Raw genomic sequence first — 19932 nt, 5'->3', positions numbered from 1 at the left:
CGCTGGAGATAGATCATGTTGGCGCGCATTTTTGCGACTGTTGTTGCAATTGGAGTCACTGCCGGAATCACTGCGCATTCTGCGATGGCAGAGGGGCGCAGCTATCTTGGATTTGGCAACCTTCTTGTGAATGATGCGATTGGCGACGGGTATGACCGCTGGCGCACCGGCTCTTATGGCACCAGCCGCATCTGGGGATATGGCTGGGACGGCGCGTTGCCGGAAGCGGCGGGTAATATTTTGGAGCTGCGACTGGGGGGGGAGGTGATCGCGCCCAGAACGCTTGTGAACCCAAGTACCTCCGACCGTCCGTTTGCGGGGATGTTGAGTGCCGGTGTGCACACGCATTTTCAGCGCAGCGGTACGGAATTCGCATTGGGCGGTGACTTGGTGGCCATTGGCCCGATGACCCATCTGGATGAGCTGCAAAACGCCATTCACGACCTGATCAATGTGTCTCAATCCTCACCTGAGGTGCGGGCCGCTCAAATCCCAAACACCTGGCGTCTGCGTGGTGTGGCAGAGGTTGGCCGCGAAGTGCAGATGGGCGGGCAGTCCCGCTTGCGTCCCTTTGTTGAGGCACGTGCTGGTGACGAAAGCCTTGTGCGCGCCGGATTTGACCTGACCATCGGCAAATTTGGCGAAGGTGAGCTCTTGGTGCGGGACTGGGTGACCGGTCATCGCTACCGCACGATTCGCAACCATCAGCCGGGCTGGAGCTTTGTGGCTGGTGCAGATGTGGCACATGTTTTTGACAGCGTGTTTCTGCCGGAAGACCGCGGCATCGCGCTTGAGGAGATGCGCAGCCGGGTGCGTGCCGGTGTGCATTGGCGCGGCCAGAAACACCATGTTTTTTATGGCCTGACGTGGCTTTCTGAAGAGTTCGAAGCGCAGGATGAGGCGCAGGTTGTCGGGGCCATCAAGCTCGATTTCAAATTCTAAAAGGGGGTGGCGCGGCGCGGCCGCGCGGCGCCCTTCGCCGGAGTTTGCGGAGAATCGGGTAGGCAATTCTGTCCGATTTTGTTAACCTGCCGTTAATAAAAAAAGACATGGCAGGTTATCGGGCAATGAAGACGGGCTTTCGTGGCACGTTTGTCATCTCCTGGTCACAGACAGAAATAGACGGTCAGAAGGCCGCACCGCTACAAGCGCTGGACACGGGCGTGGTGTGGTCCTGGTCACAGGAAGCCGTCCGTGTGGACGGCCCCACGGGGCTATTGCGTCTGGACCGAGGCGAAGAAGGGGCAAACATCCGCAAACGGGCGGCGCATATGGTGCGTCGGCTGGTTGGGGCTGCGGTGAAAACGCAGACCCATGTGACATCTTTGGATGAAATCGAGGTTGAGGATCCGCTCATGGAGGGCGGGTTCGTGGTGACCGACGGCACCGACAGCTATACGGCGACGGTGATCGAAGTGGCGGGCAGTGCCCCGCTGTTGATGTTTTTGGATGAGCTGCCGCCGAAGAATCGGCAGCTTTGGGTGGTGCATCATGCGATGAGCGCGCTGCAGCGCCCCAAGGCGGAGGCCAACAGCGGTGTGATCTGTTTCACGCCGGGCACGCGGATTGCCACGCCGGAAGGGCCGCGTCTGATTGAGGAGCTGCGCGAGGGTGACCGGGTGCAGACCCGGGACAACGGCGCGCAGGAAGTTCAGTGGATTGGCAGCCGCCGCATGACCGGCGCGCGCCTTTTTGCGATGCCCAAGCTGCGCCCGATCCGCATCCGGCCCGGTGCGCTGGGCATTGAGCGCCCTGATCAGGAGCTGATTGTCAGCCCGGAGCACCGTATGCTGGTGCGCGGCGCGGCGGCGCGGGCGCTGTTCAATGTGCCTGAGGTTCTGGTGACCGCGCGCGATCTGGTGAACGGGCGCACGGTTGCGGTGGACAGCGCGCTGAAGGAAGTCACCTATGTGCATCTGCTGTTGCCAAGCCACGAGGTGATCTGGGCCAATGGCGTGGAAACCGAGAGCTTTCACCCTGCCAGTGCGGAGATGGACAGCCTTGCGCCGCAAGACCGCGCGCGTCTGGCCGCGCATCTGCCGGATGTGGCCGACGATCCGCACAGCTATGGCGCCTATGCGCGGCGCAATCTGACCACCAGCGAGGCGGCCATTCTGCTGCATGACGCAGCCTGACCTCTGTCTCAGCCGGTCTGGCTGAGGTCTTGTGCGAGCATCAGGGCGTTTTCGTCCGGATCATAGAATGTGGCGAGTTTGACCATGCCCGGGACTTCTTGCGTGGGTCCGTCAAACCGCACATTGGCCCCTTCCAGGGCACTGCGGGCCGCGTCGATGTCGGCAACGCCAAAGACCGGCACACAGTTGCCCGGATTGGGCTCTGCCTGCTCGCCAAAACCCAGTGTGACGCCTTCGGTGTTGGTGGCCATTTCGCTCCAGCCAGCCTCATCAATGTGATAGCGCAGCTCAAATCCAAGCTTTTCCTGATACCACGCGGCGCTGGCGTGACGATCTTTGACCGATAGGGCCAGGGTGATGCGGTTGTCGACGGGGGCAAGAGCCATGGGCGGGTCCTTATGTCTTGTGTGAAATAAAAAATAAAGTAACTATACTTTATGGACATCCATTCTCTTGTCAAGCTGACCTCTCGCGCCTGGGCGTTGGACATTCTGGCGCATATGCATGCGGGGGTGCCGGGGCGACAGGCCGCTTTGCTGGCCGCCACCGGGGCGGGGCGCACGGCATTTGCCGCAAGTCTGCAGCATCTGATGGGTTTGGGACTGGTGGAGCGCAATCCGGGGCATGGACATCCGATCCGGCCTGAGTTTCGGCTCACGCAGGAGGGTGCGGCGGCGGCGGCGCTGGCGCATCGTGTGCTGCAGGCGGTGCCTGATGGTGCGCAGCTGGGGGTGCTGCGCAAAAGCTGGACAGTGCCGGTACTTGCCTTGGCGCAGCAGCCTCAGCGGTTTTCGGGGCTTCGGGCCGGGCTGGGCGCGATCACGGATCGGGCGCTTTCCGCGTCGTTGCAGCGGCTGGAGGCGCAGAACTGGGTGGCGCGGGAGATTGATCTCTCCCAGCGGGTGCCGTTTCCGGTCTATCAGGCGGTGAACGCCGGTGGTGAGATCAGCCGGATTGTGGCGATGGCGGCGTGACTTCGGGCGCGGGGCAGACCTTCATCTTTTGCTTCGTGACGTTGAAGTGGGCGTGGTAATAATAGGGGCTGTCGGGGTCGAGTTTTTTGAACGCCTCAAAGGCCTGATCAAAACCCATGCAGAACAGATTGTCAGTCATCTCAAAGATGTGCTGGATGCCGTCATGGCGGCTGTATTCTTCCTCCGGATACACCTCTTCGTACATCTGATGCGTCACGGCGCGGCCCTCTTCTGAGAGGTTGAGGCATTTCACAAAGTCCAGACGCCCCTGCGTGTGCGCGATGGTGTAGGGGCTGTGGTTTTCGGCCCTGTCAAAGCTCACGAAATGGGACACGAAATCAGCATTGGCCAGCGCAAGAACGAAGGGGCGGTGCAGCACGGCGTTGACCGCAAGCGACGTGCCCCGTTCGCGTGCGGCTTCCTGATCGTGATAGTGTTGGAGGTAGAGCGGCGGATCAAAGGCCTCCAGCGCGGCCCATTCAACGGGGCAAAATTCCTGCGCAAGCTCCGCGTAGCTTGGGTTGGCAGGACGAAACACTGCGAGGGCTAGCAGGAAGGTGACGTAGCCAATGAGGGCTGCAGCAATAAGGCGCTTCATAACGTGTACCACTCAATCTATGCGGTCTTTTTCTGAAGGGGTGCTGCGGCGGGAATAGGGAGCAATTGCGGCGAATTTGGGGGCTGGGAGCGATCTGTTGCGAGGGAGGAGTGGCCCCGCCATTTCGGCGGGGCGGCTTGATGTCAGTCGATTGTGAGCACCAGTTTTCCAGTGGTGGCGCCGCTTTCCAATTGTCGGTGCGCCTCTGATGCTTCGGAGATTGGCAAGGTGGAGATTTGCGGGCGCAGGATGTCATTCTCCAGAAGCGCAAAGACGCGGGTTAGGTCGGCCTGGAATGCTTCGGGCGCGTTGAGGAAATAGGTGTAGATGTCGCTGACACGCACGGCGGCGGACTTTTGGAAGTGTTTGGCGAGATCTTCGGCAAATGTCCCTCTGGGCGGGCCTGCGAGGAAGCCAAACAGAACCACAGTGCCCAAGGGGGCGAGGACATCCAGATCCGTGGCAAGTGTGGCGCCAGAGATCGGGTTCAGGCTGAGGTCGACGCCGCGACCGCCGGTGATTTCTTTGACCCGTTCAGAGACGTTTCCCGTGCGGTAGTCGATCACATGGTCGGCACCCTGAGCGCGCGCATAGTCCATCTTGTCAGTGCTGACCGAGGCGATGACTGTCATGCCGAGGTGCTTGGCGATGTGCTGGGTCATGGTGCCAACACCGCCAGCGGCAGCATGTACGAGAACCGATTTTCCTGCCGCCGCACCGCCCAAGTTGACCAGCATGTGGTATGCGGTCATGGCGTTCACCGGCAGCGCAGCGACCTTGGTGAACGGGATGCTGTCTGCAATTTTGGTCACGTAGGGCGCTGCCACAATAGAGTGGGTGCCATAGCCGCCGGCGCCAATCGGCCCCATCCAGGCAACGCGGTCGCCCTCGGCGAATTGGGTGACATCCTCGCCAACGGCTTCTACCACGCCCGCGCCTTCCACGCCCGGGACATGGGGCAGGTCGGGCATCATGCCCTCAGGCATCTCACCGCGCCGGATAATGGTGTCGATGAAATTCACAGCGGCGGCGTGGTTGCGGATCAGCACTTCGTTTGGTTTTGGGGGCTGCGGCGCGTGGGTTACCTTTGTGAGGACGTCGGCGGCTCCGGTGTGGGGGATCTCGATAGCATAAGGCATGTGCTTTCTCCTGTGTCTGAGGGAGAAGTTAGGCGGCCACATCCGAGAAGATAATAGTTGAAAATAAGAGTTATAATCTCAAAAACGAGATAATGATCTACAACGACCTTGCCTTATTTGTCTCAGTCGCGCGCCATCTCAGTTTTTCTGAGGCGGCAGAAAGTCTTGGCATACCTCTCAGTCGGGTGAGCCGCCGGATTGCAGGGTTGGAGACCCAGCTGGGGGTGCGGCTTTTTGAGCGTACCACAAGACATGTGCGGCTCACGGAGGAGGGGCGTCGGCTGTTTGATCAGAGCCAAGGCGCGGTTGAGGCACTTCAGAATGTGGCTGGAATTCTGGAGCTACCGGCACAGCAGACCATTCGCGTGACGGCATCGCCTTTGGCGGCGCGAGTCTCCATAGGTCCGCGGCTCCTGGCCTTTGCCGCAGATAATCCCACGGTCCGGTTTGATCTGATTGCTGCGAACGCCAATCTCGATTTCTTCCGCGACAATATTGATCTCGCCTTTCGGCTGGGGCCGCTGGAGGACTCCAATCTGATTGCCCGGCGGCTCTGGTCTGTGCCTTATCGGTTCTGCGCGGCCGCTGGATTTTGCAAGGCGCATGGAGTGTCGGGTGTGGTGTCACGCGAGGTGCTGCTGGGACTGCCAGCGGTGTGCACGCAGCAGGCCTGGATTCTGAGCAATGGCGAGCGGCTGCAGCCTTCCAAGGTCGCGCATGTGCTCGATGATCTCAATCTGGTGGCTGACGCGGCACGGATGGACTTTGGCGTGGCGCTGCTGCCTGAAGATCTGGTGAGGGACGGTCTGGTTCCGCTGGAGGTTTCGGATGTGCCGCCGGTGTCACGTGACATGTATGCGGTCTATCCTAGCCGTCGGCTCTTGCCAGATCGCATGCGCAGGCTTATCGACTTTATGGCAGCTTAAGCGGCGCTGCCACTGATAGGGCACTCCCCGCTTGACTCCCCAAGAATCCCCCGTATAAGCGCGCATTCATTGGTGTTGGTGGCCCTCGCAAGAGGAACCCTGTCACGTCGGCAAAATCCGGCGAGAGGACAACGCCCTTCGAAAACCTGAACGAAGGAGATCAGCAGATGACAAAAAGAACTGCTGCCAAGTACAAAATTGACCGCCGGATGGGCGAAAACATCTGGGGTCGTCCTAAATCCCCAGTCAACCGTCGTGACTATGGCCCGGGCCAGCACGGTCAGCGCCGCAAAGGCAAACTGTCCGACTTCGGCACCCAGCTGCGCGCAAAGCAGAAGCTGAAAGGCTACTACGGCGACCTGACCGAGAAGCAGTTCCGTCGCATCTACGCAGAAGCGGAACGTGTAAAAGGCGACACCGGTGAAAACCTGATCGGTCTGCTCGAGCGCCGTCTGGACGCCGTTGTATACCGCGCGAAATTCGTTCCAACCGTCTTTGCTGCGCGTCAGTTCGTGAACCACGGCCACGTGCTGGTGAACGGCAAGCGCGTGAACATCGCGTCTTACCGCGTGAAAGAAGGCGACGTGATCGAAGTGCGCGAGAAGTCCAAGCAACTCGCAGTGCTGCTGGAAGCTGTTCAGCTGGCAGAGCGCGATGTGCCTGACTACATCGAAGCAGATCACTCCAAAATGACCGCAACTTTCGTGCGCGCACCTGGCCTGTCCGACGTGCCTTACCCGGTCATCATGGAGCCAAACCTGGTCGTGGAATTCTACGCGAAGAACTAATCTTCGCCGCGACATTTGGAAATTCTGGAGAACCCGCCCTTGTGGCGGGTTTTTCTATGCTTGCAGTGCAGGCTTGGGTTGCGCTTGGGCGATGGGTCTAAAATCGGTGATTTGTCCAGCGATAAACCTGTTTAACGTCCTGATTTCTATTTACAATTTTAGCGGTTCGGTTGCCAGAATCTTAAAAAAGTGCAAGCGTATCAACAATATTAACGAGGCAGCATCGGGGGCTGCGCCGGATCGACATTGGTGCAAAGGAGTAAAGGCATGGTCGAAGCGGTCGGAATATTGGGCGAGACCACAGGTTGGCATGGATTGAGCGCGACGCAGAATGCAATGCTGCACGCGGCACTGGCCAAATACAGTGGGCAGGCACCGCAGGTGCCAGTGGAAAGCCCTAAGACAGAAGTGGTTCAACCTGTGCAGCAGGCGGCGCAAACGCAGCGGCCGGCGCATGAGACGCAGCGCAACCGAGCCGTGGACGGTGCCGTGATGAGTGCGATCCGTTCGGCGGTGTCGAGCTATCAGAACGCGCAGAACGGCAACTTTGCCACCATCCTGAAAGACAAGCTGGATGCGGCGGGGATTGATACCAGCAAATCAGTGGTGGATTACTACACCTGATCGCGGGTTGGCCGCGCGCGGCAACTGATACAGACAGAAGAGGCAGGCGCTTCGTTTCGGGCGCGTGTGATGAGGCGGCATCCTTGGGTGCCGCTTTTCTTTTTTGGGCATTTGGCTTGGTCTTTGGGTGCGCGCTTTGGCAAGGCGATTGGGGTGGCTGGGCAACAGGCGGGCGTTCCGTTGAGGCAAAAGCGCCCCTTGCGGTTGTGATGTCTTTCCAAGCGGGCAGGGCGGGGCTAAACAGCAAGCCAGCGAAGGAGTGAAACGCATGTCAGAAATTCAGCCGCAGCCGGGTGTGTTGGACATCGAGTTGTATGTTGGCGGGAAGGCCACAGTTGAGGGCGTGAAAGACGTTGTGAAACTGTCCTCCAATGAGAACCCATTGGGATGCAGTGACGCGGTCACCGAGTTTCATGCCAAGACCGGGTTCAATCTGCATCGCTATCCTTCGACCGATCATGCGGAGCTGCGCCAGGCCATTGCCGAGGTGCATGGGCTGGATGTGAACCGCATCATCTGTGGTGTGGGCAGCGACGAGGTGCTGCAGTTCATCGCACAGGCCTATGCCGGAGTGGGGGATGAGGTGGTCTATCCGGAGCACGGCTTTTCCATGTATCCGATCCTTGCCAAGATGGTGGGCGCAAAGCCTGTGCCGGTGGCAGAGCGTGAACGGGTTGTGGATGTGGACGCCATTCTGGCGGCCTGTACCAAGCGCACCAAGATTGTCTTCATCGCCAATCCGGCCAACCCGACCGGCACGATGATTGGTGGCAATGATATGGCGCGGCTGGCGGATGGCCTGCCCAAGGGCTGTATTCTGGTGCATGACGGTGCCTACACCGAATATGTGCAGGGCTTTGACGGTGGGGCCGGGCTTGTGGAAGCGCGCAGCAACGTGGTGATGACCCGCACCTTCTCCAAGATTTACGGTCTGGGCGGATTGCGCGTGGGCTGGGGCTATGCCTCCAAAGAGATCATTGATGTGCTCAACCGGGTGCGTCAGCCGTTCAACCTGTCAAACATCCAGATGAAGCTGGCTGAAGCGGCGGTGCGTGATCAGGAATGGGTGGCGAAATGCCGGGCGGAAAACACGCGCCTGCGGGCGTGGCTGGCAGAGGCGCTGATGGAGATCGGTGTGCCGTCTGACACCTCATGCACCAACTTCATTCTGGCGCGGTTTGCCGATCAGGAAGAGGCGGAAGGCTGCAACGCTTACCTCGCCTCCCAGGGGCTGATTGTGCGTCAGGTGGCGGGCTATGGGCTGCCCAACTGCCTGCGGATCACCGTGGGGGATGAGCCAAGCTGCCGTCGTGTGGCCCATGCCATTGGTCAGTTCAAGGCCGGTGCACGATGAGCGACGTGGTGTCCGCGCCGGTTTATAACCGTGTGGCTCTGATTGGCCTTGGGCTGATTGCCTCCTCGATGTTCTGGGCGATCAAACGCGCAGGGCTTGCGGGCGAGGTCACAGGCTTTGCCCGTTCTGAGGAAACCCGCGAGACCGCGCGGCGGATCGGCCTGTGTGACCGTGTGTGTGGCAGCGCTAAAGAGGCGGTAGAGGGTGCAGACCTTGTGGTGCTCTGTGTGCCTGTAGGGGCGATGGGCGCTGTGGCCGCCGAGATTGCACCGGCATTGGCGCAGGGCGCAACCGTGACGGATGTGGGCTCTGTGAAACGCCACGTGATTGACGCGGTGGCCCCGCATTTGCCGGACGGCGTGCATTTTGTGCCTGCCCACCCATTGGCGGGCACCGAGCATTCCGGCCCTGAGAGCGGCTTTGCCGAGCTATTTGACAACCGCTGGTCTCTGCTGGTGCCGGTGGAGGGCAGCGCGCCTGAGGCGGTCGCCAAGCTGCGCGCGCTGTGGGAAGGCATGGGCGCCAATGTGGATGAGATGGACGCCGATCACCATGATCTGGTGCTGGCCGTCACCAGCCACGCGCCGCACCTGATTGCCTACACCATGGTGGGTGTCGCCGATGATCTGCGCCGTGTTACAGACAGCGAAGTGATCAAATACTCCGCCGCTGGTTTCCGGGATTTCACGCGGATTGCGGCCTCTGATCCGACCATGTGGCGCGATGTGTTCCTGACGAACAAAGACGCGACGCTGGAGATTTTGGGACGCTTCACCGAAGAGCTGTTTGCGCTGCAACGGGCGATCCGCACCGGTGACGGCGATCATCTGCACGATTACTTCACCCGCACACGCGCCATTCGGCGCGGCATTATTGAAGCCGGACAGGACACCGCAGAGCCGAACTTTGGCCGGGGTGCGCCAAGCGCATGAGGCGCGTTTCAGGATATCTGCTGGGTGTCCTGAGCTTGGGCGCAGTTTTGACAGCGGCCACACCCATTGCGCAGGCCAATGCGCCCGAGCGCAGCCTGCGCCCTGTGACGCGGCTGATGGTGTTTCCGGTGGCGCTGCCAAGCTTTGCGCCGGACCGGTCTTTGCGCCCGGTGATCCGACCCGGCTCGGGCGGTGCCGTGGCCAATGTCGTGCCCGTGTCAGCCTCTGTGCAAAGCTCATTGGCTGCACTGGAGCCGGTGGCGCAACCCATACCCGCGCGGGTGACTCGGGAAGAGAAGAAGGCGCGCAAGGCGGCCGGGATCGGCAAGATCTGTCGGGACCGCGATTTGATCGGCAAAGAGGTGCCTCCTGTGCCCGCGAAATTGCCCGGCTGTGGCATTCGGCGCGGGGCGGTCAAGCTTTATGAAGTGGACGGCGTTGCGCTGAGCACACCGGCAGTTATGACCTGTGACACCGCCAAAGCCCTGAAAAAATGGGTCAACAAAGGCGCTAAGAGAGCCGTGCGCAACTATGGTGGTGGCATCGACACGCTGAAGGTCGCGGCGGGCTATTCCTGCCGGACACGCAACCACAAAAAAGGCGCCAAGATCAGCGAGCACGGCAAAGGCAAGGCGATCGATATTTCAGCGCTGGTACTGGAAAACGGCGACACAATCTCTGTGCTGCGGGACTGGGGCAAAGGCAAACGTGGCCGGATGCTCAAGAAAATGCACAAAAGCGCCTGTGGGCCGTTTGGCACGGTGCTGGGGCCGAATTCGGACCGTTTCCACCGCGATCACTTCCACTTTGACACGGCGCGCCACCGTGGCGGACCTTACTGCCGTTAAGCGGCGCGTTTACCGCAGCACAATTTTTGGCGCGGGGCCAATGGGCAGCGGGCCGAGATGGGTTGCGCCGCGTTTGAAGGTCAGCGGAATGTCGAGTGTGGCGGTGTTGCCCGAAAGCCCGGCGATAAAACCAAGCGCCTGCTCGACTGTGTCCACCACAGAGGCGGGCACCTGTTCAGACTGGCGGGCAACCTGCAGAATGTCGCGCCAGTTGACCGCACGGATGGTGATTTCTCCGGTCGGCACACCAAAGCGGTCGATGGTCACGGCGCCGGCGGCATTAAGCTCCAGATCGCCCCAGATGACCTCGGCCAGAGTGAGATCCAGCGCGACGGGCTGTGGCCGGTCCTGTTCAATGGCGGAGCGATCCCACGGGCGGCTGAATTCGGCGGTCAGGTCGGCCTGAAAGCTGGAGAAGCTGCGCGGTAGGTCGAGATCTGCAGGCAGGTTGAGCATGGCGGTCGGGGCAAACTCATCGGCCTGAAACGCGAGACGGTAGCGCGTGGGATTGTCCTCCTGCCGGTGCATGGCAATGTTCACCGCGTTGGCCAGAAGCTCCCAGGCCTGTGAGGAGCTGATGGCCAGCCCGTCGATCGCGAGATTGCTGCGCGCCAGTGTCAGATCGGTGCCCGGCTCCAAAATCAGGGAGGCGCGCATGTCTGCGGTGTTTATCGTCAGCTTTTCGGTTGGGGTCGAAACGGTCTGGGTGTTTGGCCAGACGGCAATTACGTGGTGCGGGCGGTAGGTGAGCGCAAAAATCTGAAAGAAGGGCGCATCCCAGGCAACGCTTGTGTCCGGATCCGCGAGGGTCACGTTTGTGAGCGTGCTGTCCAGGCGGCTGGGGAAGCCGCGCAGGGAGAGATCGTTATATTCGGCAACCCAGCCATCATTCTGGCGTGCCTCAAACCAGGCGGGGATGCCTTTGGAGAGGCCCCAGTATCCCGCGAGCCAGAAACCGGACCATGCCATGGCCGCCAGAGCGATCAGAACTGTGAGACGTTTCATCATGGCTGGCCCTTTCTCCCCGATCCAGTTTGGTGTTTAACGGCGCAAAGCCAGTAGGACCAGAGGCAGCATATGTGGGTATTTGGATATGGGTCCCTTTTGTGGAACCCCGGTTTTGAGGTCGCCGAACAGGCGGTGGCGCGGCTTGATGGCTGGCACCGCAGTTTCTGCATGCGCTCCATCCATCATCGCGGCACGGTTGAGCACCCCGGTTTGGTGCTGGCATTGGACGCCGAAGTGGGCGCGCATTGTCAGGGGCTGGCGCTGAAGGTGGCAGAGGGTCATGAGGCGCGCACGCTTGAGTATCTGCGCGAGCGGGAGCTGATCAGCTCGGCCTATCTGGAGCGCAACCTGCCGTTGACGCTGACCGATGGGCGTGTGGTGGAGGCGGTGACCTATGTGATCGATCCCGAACATGTGCAGTATTGCCACCTGCCACTGGCGGAGCAGGCCGCGATCATTTCCACGGCTGTGGGTGGGCGTGGGCCGAACACTGAATATCTGCACAACACCGCCAATCACCTGTTTGAGCTGGGCATTGAGGATGCGGATTTGGCCTGGTTGTCCCGCGAAGTAAGCAGAATGACCACAGCCTGACACCAGCGCGGGGCGGGGGCTGGAAATACCTTGGCACATGAAGGACATGCCAGTAGGGTGAGCGCTGAATAACGCAGAATAAACAAGTGTCAGGATCCGTCCTCATGGATCAGCCGGACCGCAAAGTCGAGCCGCATTTCTCTAAGCCAACGCGCCAGATTTTCCTGATGGTGAGCGTTTTGGGAATGACCGGGGCTTTGGGCTATTTTGCCCTGCCGCGTGTCTTGCCTGTGTTTCAGGCAAACCCCTATCTGAATGGCTTTATCATCTTTGTCTTTTTGATCGGCGTGGCCGCGACCTTTGGTCAGGTGCTGTCGCTGATTTCCTCGGTGCGCTGGATCGAGGGGTTTGCGGGGCTGCGCGACGGCTATGACGCGCACAACCCGCCGACATTGCTGGCACCGCTGGCGAGCCTGCTGAGGGAACGCGGGGCGCATGGGCAGATCGCCTCTTCCTCGGCGCGCTCCATTCTGGATTCGGTGGCCACCCGTGTGGATGAGGGGCGGGAAATCACCCGATACCTCGTCAATATGCTGATTTTCCTGGGCCTTTTGGGCACCTTCTACGGCCTTGCGACCACCGTGCCTGCGGTGGTGGACACGATCCGCAGCCTTGATGTGGGCGGTGGCGAAGGCGGTGTTGAGGTGTTCTCGCGTCTGATGACGGGGCTCGAAAGCCAGCTTGGTGGCATGGGCGTGGCCTTTGCTTCCTCGTTGCTGGGGCTTGCGGGCTCGCTGATTGTGGGCCTGCTGGAGCTGTTTGCCGGCCATGGACAGAACCGGTTTTATCGCGAACTCGAAGAATGGCTGAGCTCGATCACGCGGGTGGGTTTTGCCACCAGCGATGGCGAGGGCGGCGATATTCAGGTGCTGGGGGCGGCGTTTGAGCATATGTCGGGCCAGCTTGATCAGCTGCGCGAAACCATGATCGAAACCGCTCAGATGCGCGGGCAGAACAGCGGCCAGATGGGTGAGCTGATCGAGGCGGTGAACCGGATGGCGGACCGCGTGGACACGCAGACGCCTGTGACCCAGGCATTGTTGCGGCTGGCGGAAGGGCAGGAAGCGCTGCTGGCCAAGATGGGCGAGGGGACTGTCGGGGACGGTGGCATTGATGCGGAAAGCCGGATGCGGCTGCGCTCGATCGATGTGCAGATGCTGCGCATTCTGGAAGAGATCTCCGCCGGGCGTCAGGAAAGCATGGCGGAGCTGCGCACCGAGCTGAGCGGGATTTCCCGTGTGCTGCGGCGGCTGGCCAAGGCGCAGGAAGCGGAAAACGCCGCGCCCAACACCAAGGTGCAGCTCAAGCGCTCGCCAATCTCAAAAGGTGGGCAGGAGGGCTAATCCATGGCCCTCTCGCGGCGCACAGGACAACGGTTTCAAGGCTCGATCTGGCCCGGTTTCGTGGATGCGATGACCGGGCTTTTGCTGGTGCTGATGTTTGTGCTGACGATTTTCATGATCGTGCAGTTTGTGCTGAGCGAGACCATCACCGGACAGGAAAGCGAGCTTGATGCGCTACAGGGCGAAGTTGCGGCGCTGGCTGATGCGCTGGGGCTGGAGCGGACGCGGACGCGCGATCTGGAAGGCGAGCTGAGCGGTTTGACGGCGACGTTGACGGATCGCGACAGCCAGCTGCGCGAGCAGGAAGCGCTGATCGCGGCTTTGACGGCAACGCGGGATGCCCAAGGCGCAGCGCTGGAACGTGCGCGGGCGCAGATCACAAGCTTTGAGGCGCAGGTGGCGACACTGCTGGCGCAACGCGATGACGCACAGGCCAATGTGGCCGCGCTGGAAGTGGCACGCGATGCGCTGATTGATGAGCGCGCGGCGCTCAATCTGGCGCTGGCGGCGGCGCGGGATGAAATTGATGCCGGTGCAGAGGCTGCCCGTCTGGTGGCCGCAGAAGCGGAGGCAATGGAAGCGCTGATTGCGAGCCTGCGCGAAGATGTGGCCGAAGGGCAGCTGCAGATTGATGAGCTGGGCGCGGAGGCGGATCAGTTGGACCGCGCGCTCACCGAGCAGGAACAGCAGCGCTTGCTTGAGGCAGCGGCGGCGGAAGAGCTGCGCAAGCGGTTGGAAAACGCCGATGCGGAGCTGACCGCCATGACGCTGGCGCTGGAAGAACAGCGCAAAGAGGCTGAGGACACGCTGACGCTTTTGGCAGCGGCGGAAGCTGCGCGGGATGATCTGGACCTGAAACTGGCGGCGGCGCTGGTCGAAGGGCAGGACGTGGGCTCTGATCTGGCGGAGGCGGCGCTGCAGCTGGCAACGCTTCAGACGGAGCTGGACACACGCGATGGTCAATTGGCCTCGGTAAAGGCAGAGTTGGCGGCAACATTGCTGGGGCTTGAAGAGAACCGCCGCACCGTGAGTGATTTGCAGGCTCAGCTGGTGCAGGAAGTGGCCGCGCGCGCCACGGCGGAAGCACAGGTTTCTGAACGCTCTGACGATCTGGCGACGCTTGAGGCCCAATTGGCCGAAGCGCTGGCCGCAAAACTGGCTGCGGAGACCGAAGGCGCTGCCTCTTCTGCGCAGGTGGACGGGCTGACCACGCGGGTTGCCACGTTGGAAGATCAACTGGCAGCGGCGGTGGCCGCGCAGGTGCAGGCGCAGGACAGCGGCAATGATCTGCGTGAGCGGCTTGCGGCGGCTCTGGCGGCGAAGCTTTCCGCAGAGCAGCAGCTGCGCGACGGTGACGATGTGCAACAGGCCCTTGCGGCGGCACTGGCAGCCCAGCGGGCGGCGGAAGCGGCGCAGGCCGATGCGCTGAGCGAGGCGGAGCGCCGGGATGTTTTGCTGTCAGAGGCCAACAAAGCACTGTCAGAAGAAGAGGCCAGATCGGCGGAGAGCCAGCGCCAGATCGCAGTGCTCAATCAGCAGATTGCCGCGCTGCGTGCACAGTTGGGATCGCTGCAGGGCATTCTGGATGAATATGCGGAACGGGATGCGGCGGCGCAGGTCCAGCTTGAGGCGCTTGGCTCTGATCTCAACGCGGCACTTGCGCGGGCCGCCGCAGAGGAGCGCAGACGGCGGCAGCTGGAAGAAGCAGAGCGCAAACGGCTGGAAGAAGAGAAGCTGGCGCTTGAGGCCGAGGCCGCTGCGCTGGCGGCGGAGACGCGGGATCTGGCGCAATATCGCTCTGAGTTCTTTGGGCGCTTGCGCAATGTGCTTGGCGCGCAGGAAGGGGTGCAGATTGTCGGCGACCGCTTTGTGTTCTCCTCTGAAGTGCTGTTCCCGCCGGGTGGTGCGCAGTTGTCACCGGAAGGACAGAGTGAAGTCGCCAAGGTGGCGGGCATTCTGCTGGGCGTGGTGGATGACATTCCGGCCGAGATCAACTGGATCCTGCGGGTGGATGGCCACACCGATGATGTGCCGATTTCAGGTGGCGTCTTTGCCGATAACTGGGAGCTGAGCCAAGCACGGGCGCTGTCTGTGGTGCGTTATCTGATTGATGTGCTGGGCCTGCCGCCCACGCGCCTGTCTGCCAATGGCTTTGGCCAGTATCAGCCGGTGGATCCGGCAGACTCCGAGGAGGCGCGGGCGCGCAATCGGCGGATCGAGTTGAAATTCACCGAGAAATAAGCGGTTTCAAAGGTACTGTTTGATCATTTGCTGCTCCCTACATGCGGGGCAGCGATCTCATTCTATCGTCAGGATCGCCGTGGACTGATCAAGAATGGCGCCGTCCCGCTTGAGAAGAACCTCACCTGTGTAGGTGCCTTTGGGCCAGCCGCCCTGCGGTGTGCGGCGCCCGCCAGCGCGGAAATACTGCGCCTGTGCGCGGTCCAGCAGCATGGTCTGGTTGTAGACAGCGCCTTGCGGGCCATAGATCGTAAAGGTCATCTGATCGCCCGGACGGCTGCCAAAAGCATGCCCAAACAGCACAAGCGCCTTGGCCTGCGCAGGGATGCGGTCGCGCCCGGCCATGCCGTCTTTGACCCGGTCATATTCCGGAATGCCGACCTCAAATCCGATGCGGATCAAACCTCCCGCCACGTAGGAAATAGGCTCTGCCCAGAGGGAGCTGTGCGCGCCGCCGCAGGTGCCGAGGGTGTCGGCGGAGAAAGGATCAACCACCTGATCATTGTGGCGCACGGAGATGTGCAGATGCGGAAACTGTGTGCGTCCGGAGAGGCCGATCTCGCCCAGGGGCTGGCCGCGTTTGACCTGATCTCCGGTGGCGACGCTGACGGTGTTGCGCTTCATATGGCAATATTGGGTGACCCAGCCGTCGCCGTGGTCAATCGCGACGCCGTTGCCGCAGTCACGCCCGTTGAGTTTGGGAATGTCTTCGGTGCGGATGATCTGATCGCGCATGCCGTCGCGCACGCCCAGAACCACCCCGCCCGCAGCAGCAAGCACATTGACTCCTTCAGTCATGGCCTTGGCGGTGGGGAGGGCAAAATCCGTGCCTTTGTGCCCGTCATAAGACAGCCCGCCGCAGGTGTGATCCTGCGTGCCATCCGAGCTGTCCTGATCGACATAGTTCTGAATGAAGCAGGTTTCGCCCAGCTCACAGTCGACAGGCAGCGAAAACAATGGCGCGCCCGCAGCGGGGAAAGCTGCGAGCGCGCCAAGAAGTGCGATGCCTGTGAGGCGCATCAGTCCGCCGTCAGCAGCGGCGGCTGTTTGTCGCCAGTGATGCGCGGCTTGTCCGGGCCGGACAGATCGAGCACCAGCTCGCCATCTCTGACCTTGACCTTGACCACGCCGCCTTTCGCAAGCTTGCCAAAGAGCAGCTCTTCGGCGAGCGGCTTTTTGATGTGCTCCTGGATCACGCGGCCAAGCGGGCGGGCGCCCATCTTGTCGTCATAGCCCTTGTCCGCCAGCCACTGCGCGGCCTTTGGTGTGAGCTCGATGGTCACGTTGCGGTCCATCAGCTGGGCCTCAAGCTGCAGCACGAATTTCTCGACAACCTGCAGGATGGTCTCTTTCGGCAGAGGCTGGAAGGAGATCACCGCGTCCAGACGGTTGCGGAATTCCGGCGTGAACGTGCGCTCGATTGCGGCGGTGTCTTCGCCCTCGCGACGGTCGCGGCCAAAGCCGATGGCGGCCTTTGCCTGTTCGGTGGCACCCGCGTTGGAGGTCATGATCAGAACCACGTTGCGGAAGCTCACGGTGCGGCCGTTGTGATCGGTCAGCTCGCCGTTGTCCATCACCTGCAAGAGGATGTTGTAGACATCGGGGTGGGCCTTTTCGATCTCATCAAGCAGCAGCACGCAATGCGGGTGCTGATCCACACCGTCGGTCAGAAGACCGCCCTGATCAAAGCCGACATAGCCCGGAGGCGCGCCGATCAGGCGGGAGACCGCGTGTTTCTCCATGTACTCAGACATGTCAAAGCGCAGAAGTTCCACACCCAGCGTGTCTGCCAGCTGTTTGGCGACCTCGGTTTTACCGACACCGGTTGGACCGGCGAAGAGGTAGTTGCCGATGGGCTTTTCAGGCTCGCGCAGACCGGCGCGGGCCAGTTTGATGGCGGAGCTGAGCGCCTCGATGGCTTTGTCCTGACCAAACACCACGCGCTTGAGGGATTTCTCCAGATCCTTGAGCACTTCGGCGTCGTCTTTGGAGACGTTTTTCGGCGGGATGCGCGCGATTTTGGCGACCACGCCTTCGATCTCTTTCACGCCGATGGTCTTGCGGCGTTTGGAAGCCGCCAGCAGGTGCTGTGCGGCACCGGCCTCGTCGATCACGTCGATGGCTTTGTCCGGCAGTTTGCGGTCATTGATGTAGCGCGCAGACAGTTCCACAGCGGTCTTGATCGCATCGGCGGTGTATTTCACGCCGTGATGCTCTTCAAAGTACTCCTTGAGGCCTTTGAGGATCTTGATGCTGTCGGGCACGGTTGGCTCGTTCACGTCGATTTTCTGGAAACGACGGGACAGGGCGCGGTCTTTCTCAAAGTGCTGGCGGAACTCTTTATAGGTGGTGGAGCCCATGGTGCGCAGTTTGCCACCCTGAAGCGCAGGCTTCAGCAGGTTGGAGGCATCCATTGCGCCGCCGGAGGTGGCACCAGCACCGATCACGGTGTGGATTTCATCGATGAACAGGACGGCGTCCGGGTGATCCTCAAGCTCGGTCACCACAGCTTTGAGGCGTTCCTCAAAGTCACCGCGGTAGCGGGTGCCGGCGAGAAGGGCGCCCATATCAAGGGAGTAGATCGTGGTCTGGGAGAGAACCTCGGGGATTTCGCCCTGCACGATTTTGCGCGCGAGACCTTCGGCGATGGCGGTTTTACCGACGCCCGGGTCGCCCACCAGAAGCGGGTTGTTCTTGCGGCGGCGGCACAGCACCTGAATGCAGCGCTCGACCTCATGGTCGCGACCGATAAGCGGGTCAACGTCGCCTTTGTTGGCTTTGGCGTTCAGGTCGACGCAGTATTTGGCCAGCGCGCTTTCTTTGCCTTCGCCGCCCTCTGCCGTGCCTTCGATGCGCTGTTCGCTCTCATCTTCGGCGCCAGAAACCGGACGCGCCTCGCCAAAGGCGGGGTTTTTGGCCACGCCATGAGCGATGAAGTTGACCGCATCATAGCGGGTCATGTCCTGCTCCTGCAGGAAATAAGCGGCGTTGGATTCACGCTCCGCAAAGATCGCCACCAGCACATTGGCACCGGTGACTTCGGTGCGGCCTGAGCTTTGGACATGGATCGCGGCGCGCTGGATAACGCGTTGGAATGCGGCGGTCGGGACCGCCTCGCTGCCTTCGATGTCGGTGACCAGATTGGACAGGTCATCGTCAATAAATTCGATCAGGTCGCTGCGCAATTCGTCGATGTTCACGCCGCAGGCCTGCATCACGCGCAGGGCATCGGGCTCTTCCAGCAACGACAGGAGCAAATGCTCCAGTGTGGCAAACTCATGTTTGCGCTGGTTGGCCTGTGCAAGTGCGGCATGAATGGCTTGTTCGAGCGTGTTTGAAAATGACGGCACGGTGTGACTGCTCCCTCCGAGGTTAGATGAAGGCGGAACCTCCGCGTATCATCATAGGGTCTGTACTGTTAAAGTTTGGTCGATTGTCGGCGGTCTTCAAGGACTTTCTGTAAAATTTGACACAGATTGTCGCAGGATGCAGCCTAAGGTTGGGTCACTCTGTCGTGAAACGCTGAAGGAATGGGCTGCAAAACGGCCAGTAAAGGCTGGATTTGAGGCGGCACCATGCCTTTGCGCGGCGCCGCCCTGCATGATTTGGCAAGGCCGATCAAAAATGATCTTTGCGCTTGCGAATTTCGGTGAAGACCTCCTCAGCCGTGGCATCCGGCATGCCGATGGCGGCCCGAAGGGCCGGATCGTCTCCGCGCAGGAAGGGATTCGTGGCCTTTTCCTGCCCGAGACTGGAGGGCACGGTGAATTTCCCCTCCGCGCGCAAGGCATCCACCTCAAGGATCCGCGCGGTCAGAGCCGGATTGTCCTCGCCCAAAGAGGCGGCAAAGGCGCAGTTGGAGGCGGTGTATTCGTGACCTGAGCAGACGGTTGTGGTGTCTGGAAGGGCGGCGAGCTTGCTGAGGCTCTTAAACATCTGCGCCGGTGTACCCTCAAAAAGACGGCCGCAGCCCATGGCCATCAGGCTGTCGCCGGTGAAGACGGCCTGTGTGTCGGGAAAATGAAAGGCGATGTGGCCCACGGTGTGGCCGGACACATCAATCACCGCGACCTCTTCGCCCGCAAAATCAAAGCTGTCGCCCTCCGCCAGGGCGAGATCCAGCGCGGGCAGGCGGTGGGCATCGGCGCTGGCGCCAATCACCTTGGCGGGATGTTCCGCAAGAATGCCGGCGAGCCCGTCGACATGATCCCAATGGTGATGGGTCAAAAGCACATAGCTGAGCTGCCAGTTGCGCTCGGAAAGGGCTGCGAGAATCGGGCCGGGCTCGGGTGCATCGACCAGTGCAGTGGCTCCGCTGGCCTCATCATGCACCAGAAAGGCGTAGTTGTCTGACAGGCAGGGAATGGTCACGATCTGATGGGGCATGGAAATCCGCCTCTGCATGGTTATGTTAGCACTAGATTTGCC

General features: G+C 61.1%; 19 protein-coding genes. 12 read left to right on the top strand and 7 right to left on the bottom strand.

The window, feature by feature from the left end:
• The first annotated feature begins 15 nt into the window (after positions 1 to 15).
• On the top strand, positions 16 to 942 hold the full coding sequence (locus J7399_RS16475) for a lipid A-modifier LpxR family protein (protein ID WP_209087644.1): 927 nt from the start codon (positions 16 to 18) through the stop codon (positions 940 to 942).
• Positions 943 to 1067: 125 nt separating this feature from the next.
• Positions 1068 to 2135, top strand: a complete 1068-nt coding sequence (locus tag J7399_RS16470; RefSeq protein ID WP_209087642.1) for a Hint domain-containing protein — start codon at positions 1068 to 1070, stop codon at positions 2133 to 2135.
• An 8-nt stretch (positions 2136 to 2143) separates the two neighbouring features.
• Here J7399_RS16470 and J7399_RS16465 read toward each other — a convergent pair whose 3' ends face one another.
• A complete protein-coding gene (locus J7399_RS16465) occupies positions 2144 to 2521 on the bottom strand; it encodes a VOC family protein (RefSeq protein WP_209064279.1) in 378 nt (125 codons plus the stop codon).
• A 51-nt stretch (positions 2522 to 2572) separates the two neighbouring features.
• Here J7399_RS16465 and J7399_RS16460 point away from each other — a divergent pair, with 51 nt between their 5' ends.
• Complete coding sequence (locus J7399_RS16460; protein ID WP_209087640.1) at positions 2573 to 3109, top strand: winged helix-turn-helix transcriptional regulator; 537 nt, start codon at positions 2573 to 2575, stop codon at positions 3107 to 3109.
• Here the strand turns inward: J7399_RS16460 and J7399_RS16455 are convergent.
• A complete protein-coding gene (locus tag J7399_RS16455; protein WP_209087638.1) occupies positions 3081 to 3707 on the bottom strand; it encodes a hypothetical protein in 627 nt (208 codons plus the stop codon). The two genes, J7399_RS16460 and J7399_RS16455, sit on opposite strands and share 29 nt — an antisense overlap.
• Before the next feature lie 143 nt (positions 3708 to 3850).
• Positions 3851 to 4846: a zinc-binding dehydrogenase gene (locus tag J7399_RS16450; RefSeq protein WP_209087636.1), complete on the bottom strand. Its 996-nt coding sequence runs from the start codon at positions 4844 to 4846 to the stop codon at positions 3851 to 3853.
• Positions 4847 to 4938: 92 nt separating this feature from the next.
• On the opposite strand from J7399_RS16450, the gene J7399_RS16445 reads away from it, so the two are divergent.
• The 6 genes from J7399_RS16445 to J7399_RS16420 all read left to right on the top strand — a co-directional run bounded on the left by J7399_RS16445 (position 4939) and on the right by J7399_RS16420 (position 10318).
• Positions 4939 to 5772: a LysR family transcriptional regulator gene (locus J7399_RS16445; protein ID WP_209087634.1), complete on the top strand. Its 834-nt coding sequence runs from the start codon at positions 4939 to 4941 to the stop codon at positions 5770 to 5772.
• Positions 5773 to 5939: 167 nt separating this feature from the next.
• The gene (gene rpsD, locus J7399_RS16440) at positions 5940 to 6560 is read left to right on the top strand and encodes a 30S ribosomal protein S4 (protein ID WP_209064300.1); all 621 of its coding nucleotides are present in this window, start codon (positions 5940 to 5942) and stop codon (positions 6558 to 6560) included.
• A gap of 267 nt (positions 6561 to 6827) precedes the next feature.
• A complete protein-coding gene (locus J7399_RS16435) occupies positions 6828 to 7184 on the top strand; it encodes a hypothetical protein (RefSeq protein WP_209064302.1) in 357 nt (118 codons plus the stop codon).
• Between the two features lie 268 nt (positions 7185 to 7452).
• Entirely contained in the window at positions 7453 to 8538 is a 1086-nt protein-coding gene (hisC, locus tag J7399_RS16430; RefSeq protein WP_209087632.1) for a histidinol-phosphate transaminase, read from the top strand.
• The gene (locus tag J7399_RS16425) at positions 8535 to 9470 is read left to right on the top strand and encodes a prephenate/arogenate dehydrogenase family protein (RefSeq protein ID WP_209087630.1); all 936 of its coding nucleotides are present in this window, start codon (positions 8535 to 8537) and stop codon (positions 9468 to 9470) included. The genes hisC and J7399_RS16425 overlap by 4 nt, the downstream gene beginning before the upstream one ends.
• Positions 9467 to 10318 (top strand): extensin family protein, encoded by an 852-nt coding sequence (locus J7399_RS16420; protein ID WP_209087628.1) that lies wholly within the window; start codon positions 9467 to 9469, stop codon positions 10316 to 10318. Before J7399_RS16425 ends, J7399_RS16420 begins: the two co-directional genes overlap by 4 nt.
• 9 nt (positions 10319 to 10327) lie before the next feature.
• Here the strand turns inward: J7399_RS16420 and J7399_RS16415 are convergent, their stop codons facing one another.
• A complete protein-coding gene (locus tag J7399_RS16415; protein ID WP_209087626.1) occupies positions 10328 to 11326 on the bottom strand; it encodes a DUF2125 domain-containing protein in 999 nt (332 codons plus the stop codon).
• 69 nt (positions 11327 to 11395) lie between these two features.
• Between J7399_RS16415 and J7399_RS16410 the strand changes: the two genes are divergently transcribed.
• The 3 genes from J7399_RS16410 (at position 11396) to J7399_RS16400 (ending at position 15504) form a co-directional block, all read left to right on the top strand.
• Positions 11396 to 11920 carry a gamma-glutamylcyclotransferase gene (locus J7399_RS16410; protein WP_209064312.1) on the top strand — a complete coding sequence of 175 codons (525 nt, stop codon included), beginning with the start codon at positions 11396 to 11398 and terminating at the stop codon, positions 11918 to 11920.
• A gap of 104 nt (positions 11921 to 12024) precedes the next feature.
• Positions 12025 to 13263, top strand: coding sequence for a biopolymer transporter ExbB (locus tag J7399_RS16405; protein WP_247738805.1), 1239 nt, complete (start codon positions 12025 to 12027; stop codon positions 13261 to 13263).
• A gap of 3 nt (positions 13264 to 13266) precedes the next feature.
• Positions 13267 to 15504, top strand: a complete 2238-nt coding sequence (locus tag J7399_RS16400) for a peptidoglycan -binding protein (protein ID WP_209087624.1) — start codon at positions 13267 to 13269, stop codon at positions 15502 to 15504.
• A gap of 57 nt (positions 15505 to 15561) precedes the next feature.
• Here J7399_RS16400 and J7399_RS16395 read toward each other — a convergent pair whose 3' ends face one another.
• The 3 genes from J7399_RS16395 to gloB form a co-directional block, all read right to left on the bottom strand.
• Complete coding sequence (locus J7399_RS16395; RefSeq protein ID WP_209087622.1) at positions 15562 to 16524, bottom strand: M23 family metallopeptidase; 963 nt, start codon at positions 16522 to 16524, stop codon at positions 15562 to 15564.
• On the bottom strand, positions 16524 to 18854 hold the full coding sequence (gene clpA, locus J7399_RS16390; RefSeq protein ID WP_209064318.1) for an ATP-dependent Clp protease ATP-binding subunit ClpA: 2331 nt from the start codon (positions 18852 to 18854) through the stop codon (positions 16524 to 16526). The genes J7399_RS16395 and clpA overlap by 1 nt, the downstream gene beginning before the upstream one ends.
• A 268-nt stretch (positions 18855 to 19122) precedes the next feature.
• Entirely contained in the window at positions 19123 to 19890 is a 768-nt protein-coding gene (gene gloB, locus J7399_RS16385) for a hydroxyacylglutathione hydrolase (RefSeq protein ID WP_209087620.1), read from the bottom strand.
• Between the last annotated feature and the right edge of the window lie 42 nt (positions 19891 to 19932).

The organism is Shimia sp. R9_1 (assembly GCF_017743775.1).
Taxonomy (GTDB): domain Bacteria; phylum Pseudomonadota; class Alphaproteobacteria; order Rhodobacterales; family Rhodobacteraceae; genus Shimia.
The sequence above is the reverse complement of the archived record's forward strand: the minus strand, read 5'-3'. Positions and strand labels throughout refer to the sequence as shown.

Coding starts and splice junctions, on each gene's coding strand:
- J7399_RS16425 (WP_209087630.1), top strand. CDS start 8,535: ATGAGCGACGTGGTGTCCGCGCCGGTTTATAACCGTGTGGCTCTGATT.
- J7399_RS16400 (WP_209087624.1), top strand. CDS start 13,267: ATGGCCCTCTCGCGGCGCACAGGACAACGGTTTCAAGGCTCGATCTGG.
- J7399_RS16460 (WP_209087640.1), top strand. CDS start 2,573: ATGGACATCCATTCTCTTGTCAAGCTGACCTCTCGCGCCTGGGCGTTG.
- J7399_RS16415 (WP_209087626.1), bottom strand. CDS start 11,326: ATGATGAAACGTCTCACAGTTCTGATCGCTCTGGCGGCCATGGCATGG.
- hisC (WP_209087632.1), top strand. CDS start 7,453: ATGTCAGAAATTCAGCCGCAGCCGGGTGTGTTGGACATCGAGTTGTAT.
- J7399_RS16465 (WP_209064279.1), bottom strand. CDS start 2,521: ATGGCTCTTGCCCCCGTCGACAACCGCATCACCCTGGCCCTATCGGTC.
- J7399_RS16450 (WP_209087636.1), bottom strand. CDS start 4,846: ATGCCTTATGCTATCGAGATCCCCCACACCGGAGCCGCCGACGTCCTC.
- J7399_RS16405 (WP_247738805.1), top strand. CDS start 12,025: ATGGATCAGCCGGACCGCAAAGTCGAGCCGCATTTCTCTAAGCCAACG.
- J7399_RS16455 (WP_209087638.1), bottom strand. CDS start 3,707: ATGAAGCGCCTTATTGCTGCAGCCCTCATTGGCTACGTCACCTTCCTG.
- rpsD (WP_209064300.1), top strand. CDS start 5,940: ATGACAAAAAGAACTGCTGCCAAGTACAAAATTGACCGCCGGATGGGC.
- J7399_RS16475 (WP_209087644.1), top strand. CDS start 16: ATGTTGGCGCGCATTTTTGCGACTGTTGTTGCAATTGGAGTCACTGCC.
- gloB (WP_209087620.1), bottom strand. CDS start 19,890: ATGCCCCATCAGATCGTGACCATTCCCTGCCTGTCAGACAACTACGCC.
- J7399_RS16445 (WP_209087634.1), top strand. CDS start 4,939: ATGATCTACAACGACCTTGCCTTATTTGTCTCAGTCGCGCGCCATCTC.
- J7399_RS16420 (WP_209087628.1), top strand. CDS start 9,467: ATGAGGCGCGTTTCAGGATATCTGCTGGGTGTCCTGAGCTTGGGCGCA.
- J7399_RS16395 (WP_209087622.1), bottom strand. CDS start 16,524: ATGCGCCTCACAGGCATCGCACTTCTTGGCGCGCTCGCAGCTTTCCCC.
- J7399_RS16470 (WP_209087642.1), top strand. CDS start 1,068: ATGAAGACGGGCTTTCGTGGCACGTTTGTCATCTCCTGGTCACAGACA.
- J7399_RS16435 (WP_209064302.1), top strand. CDS start 6,828: ATGGTCGAAGCGGTCGGAATATTGGGCGAGACCACAGGTTGGCATGGA.
- J7399_RS16410 (WP_209064312.1), top strand. CDS start 11,396: ATGTGGGTATTTGGATATGGGTCCCTTTTGTGGAACCCCGGTTTTGAG.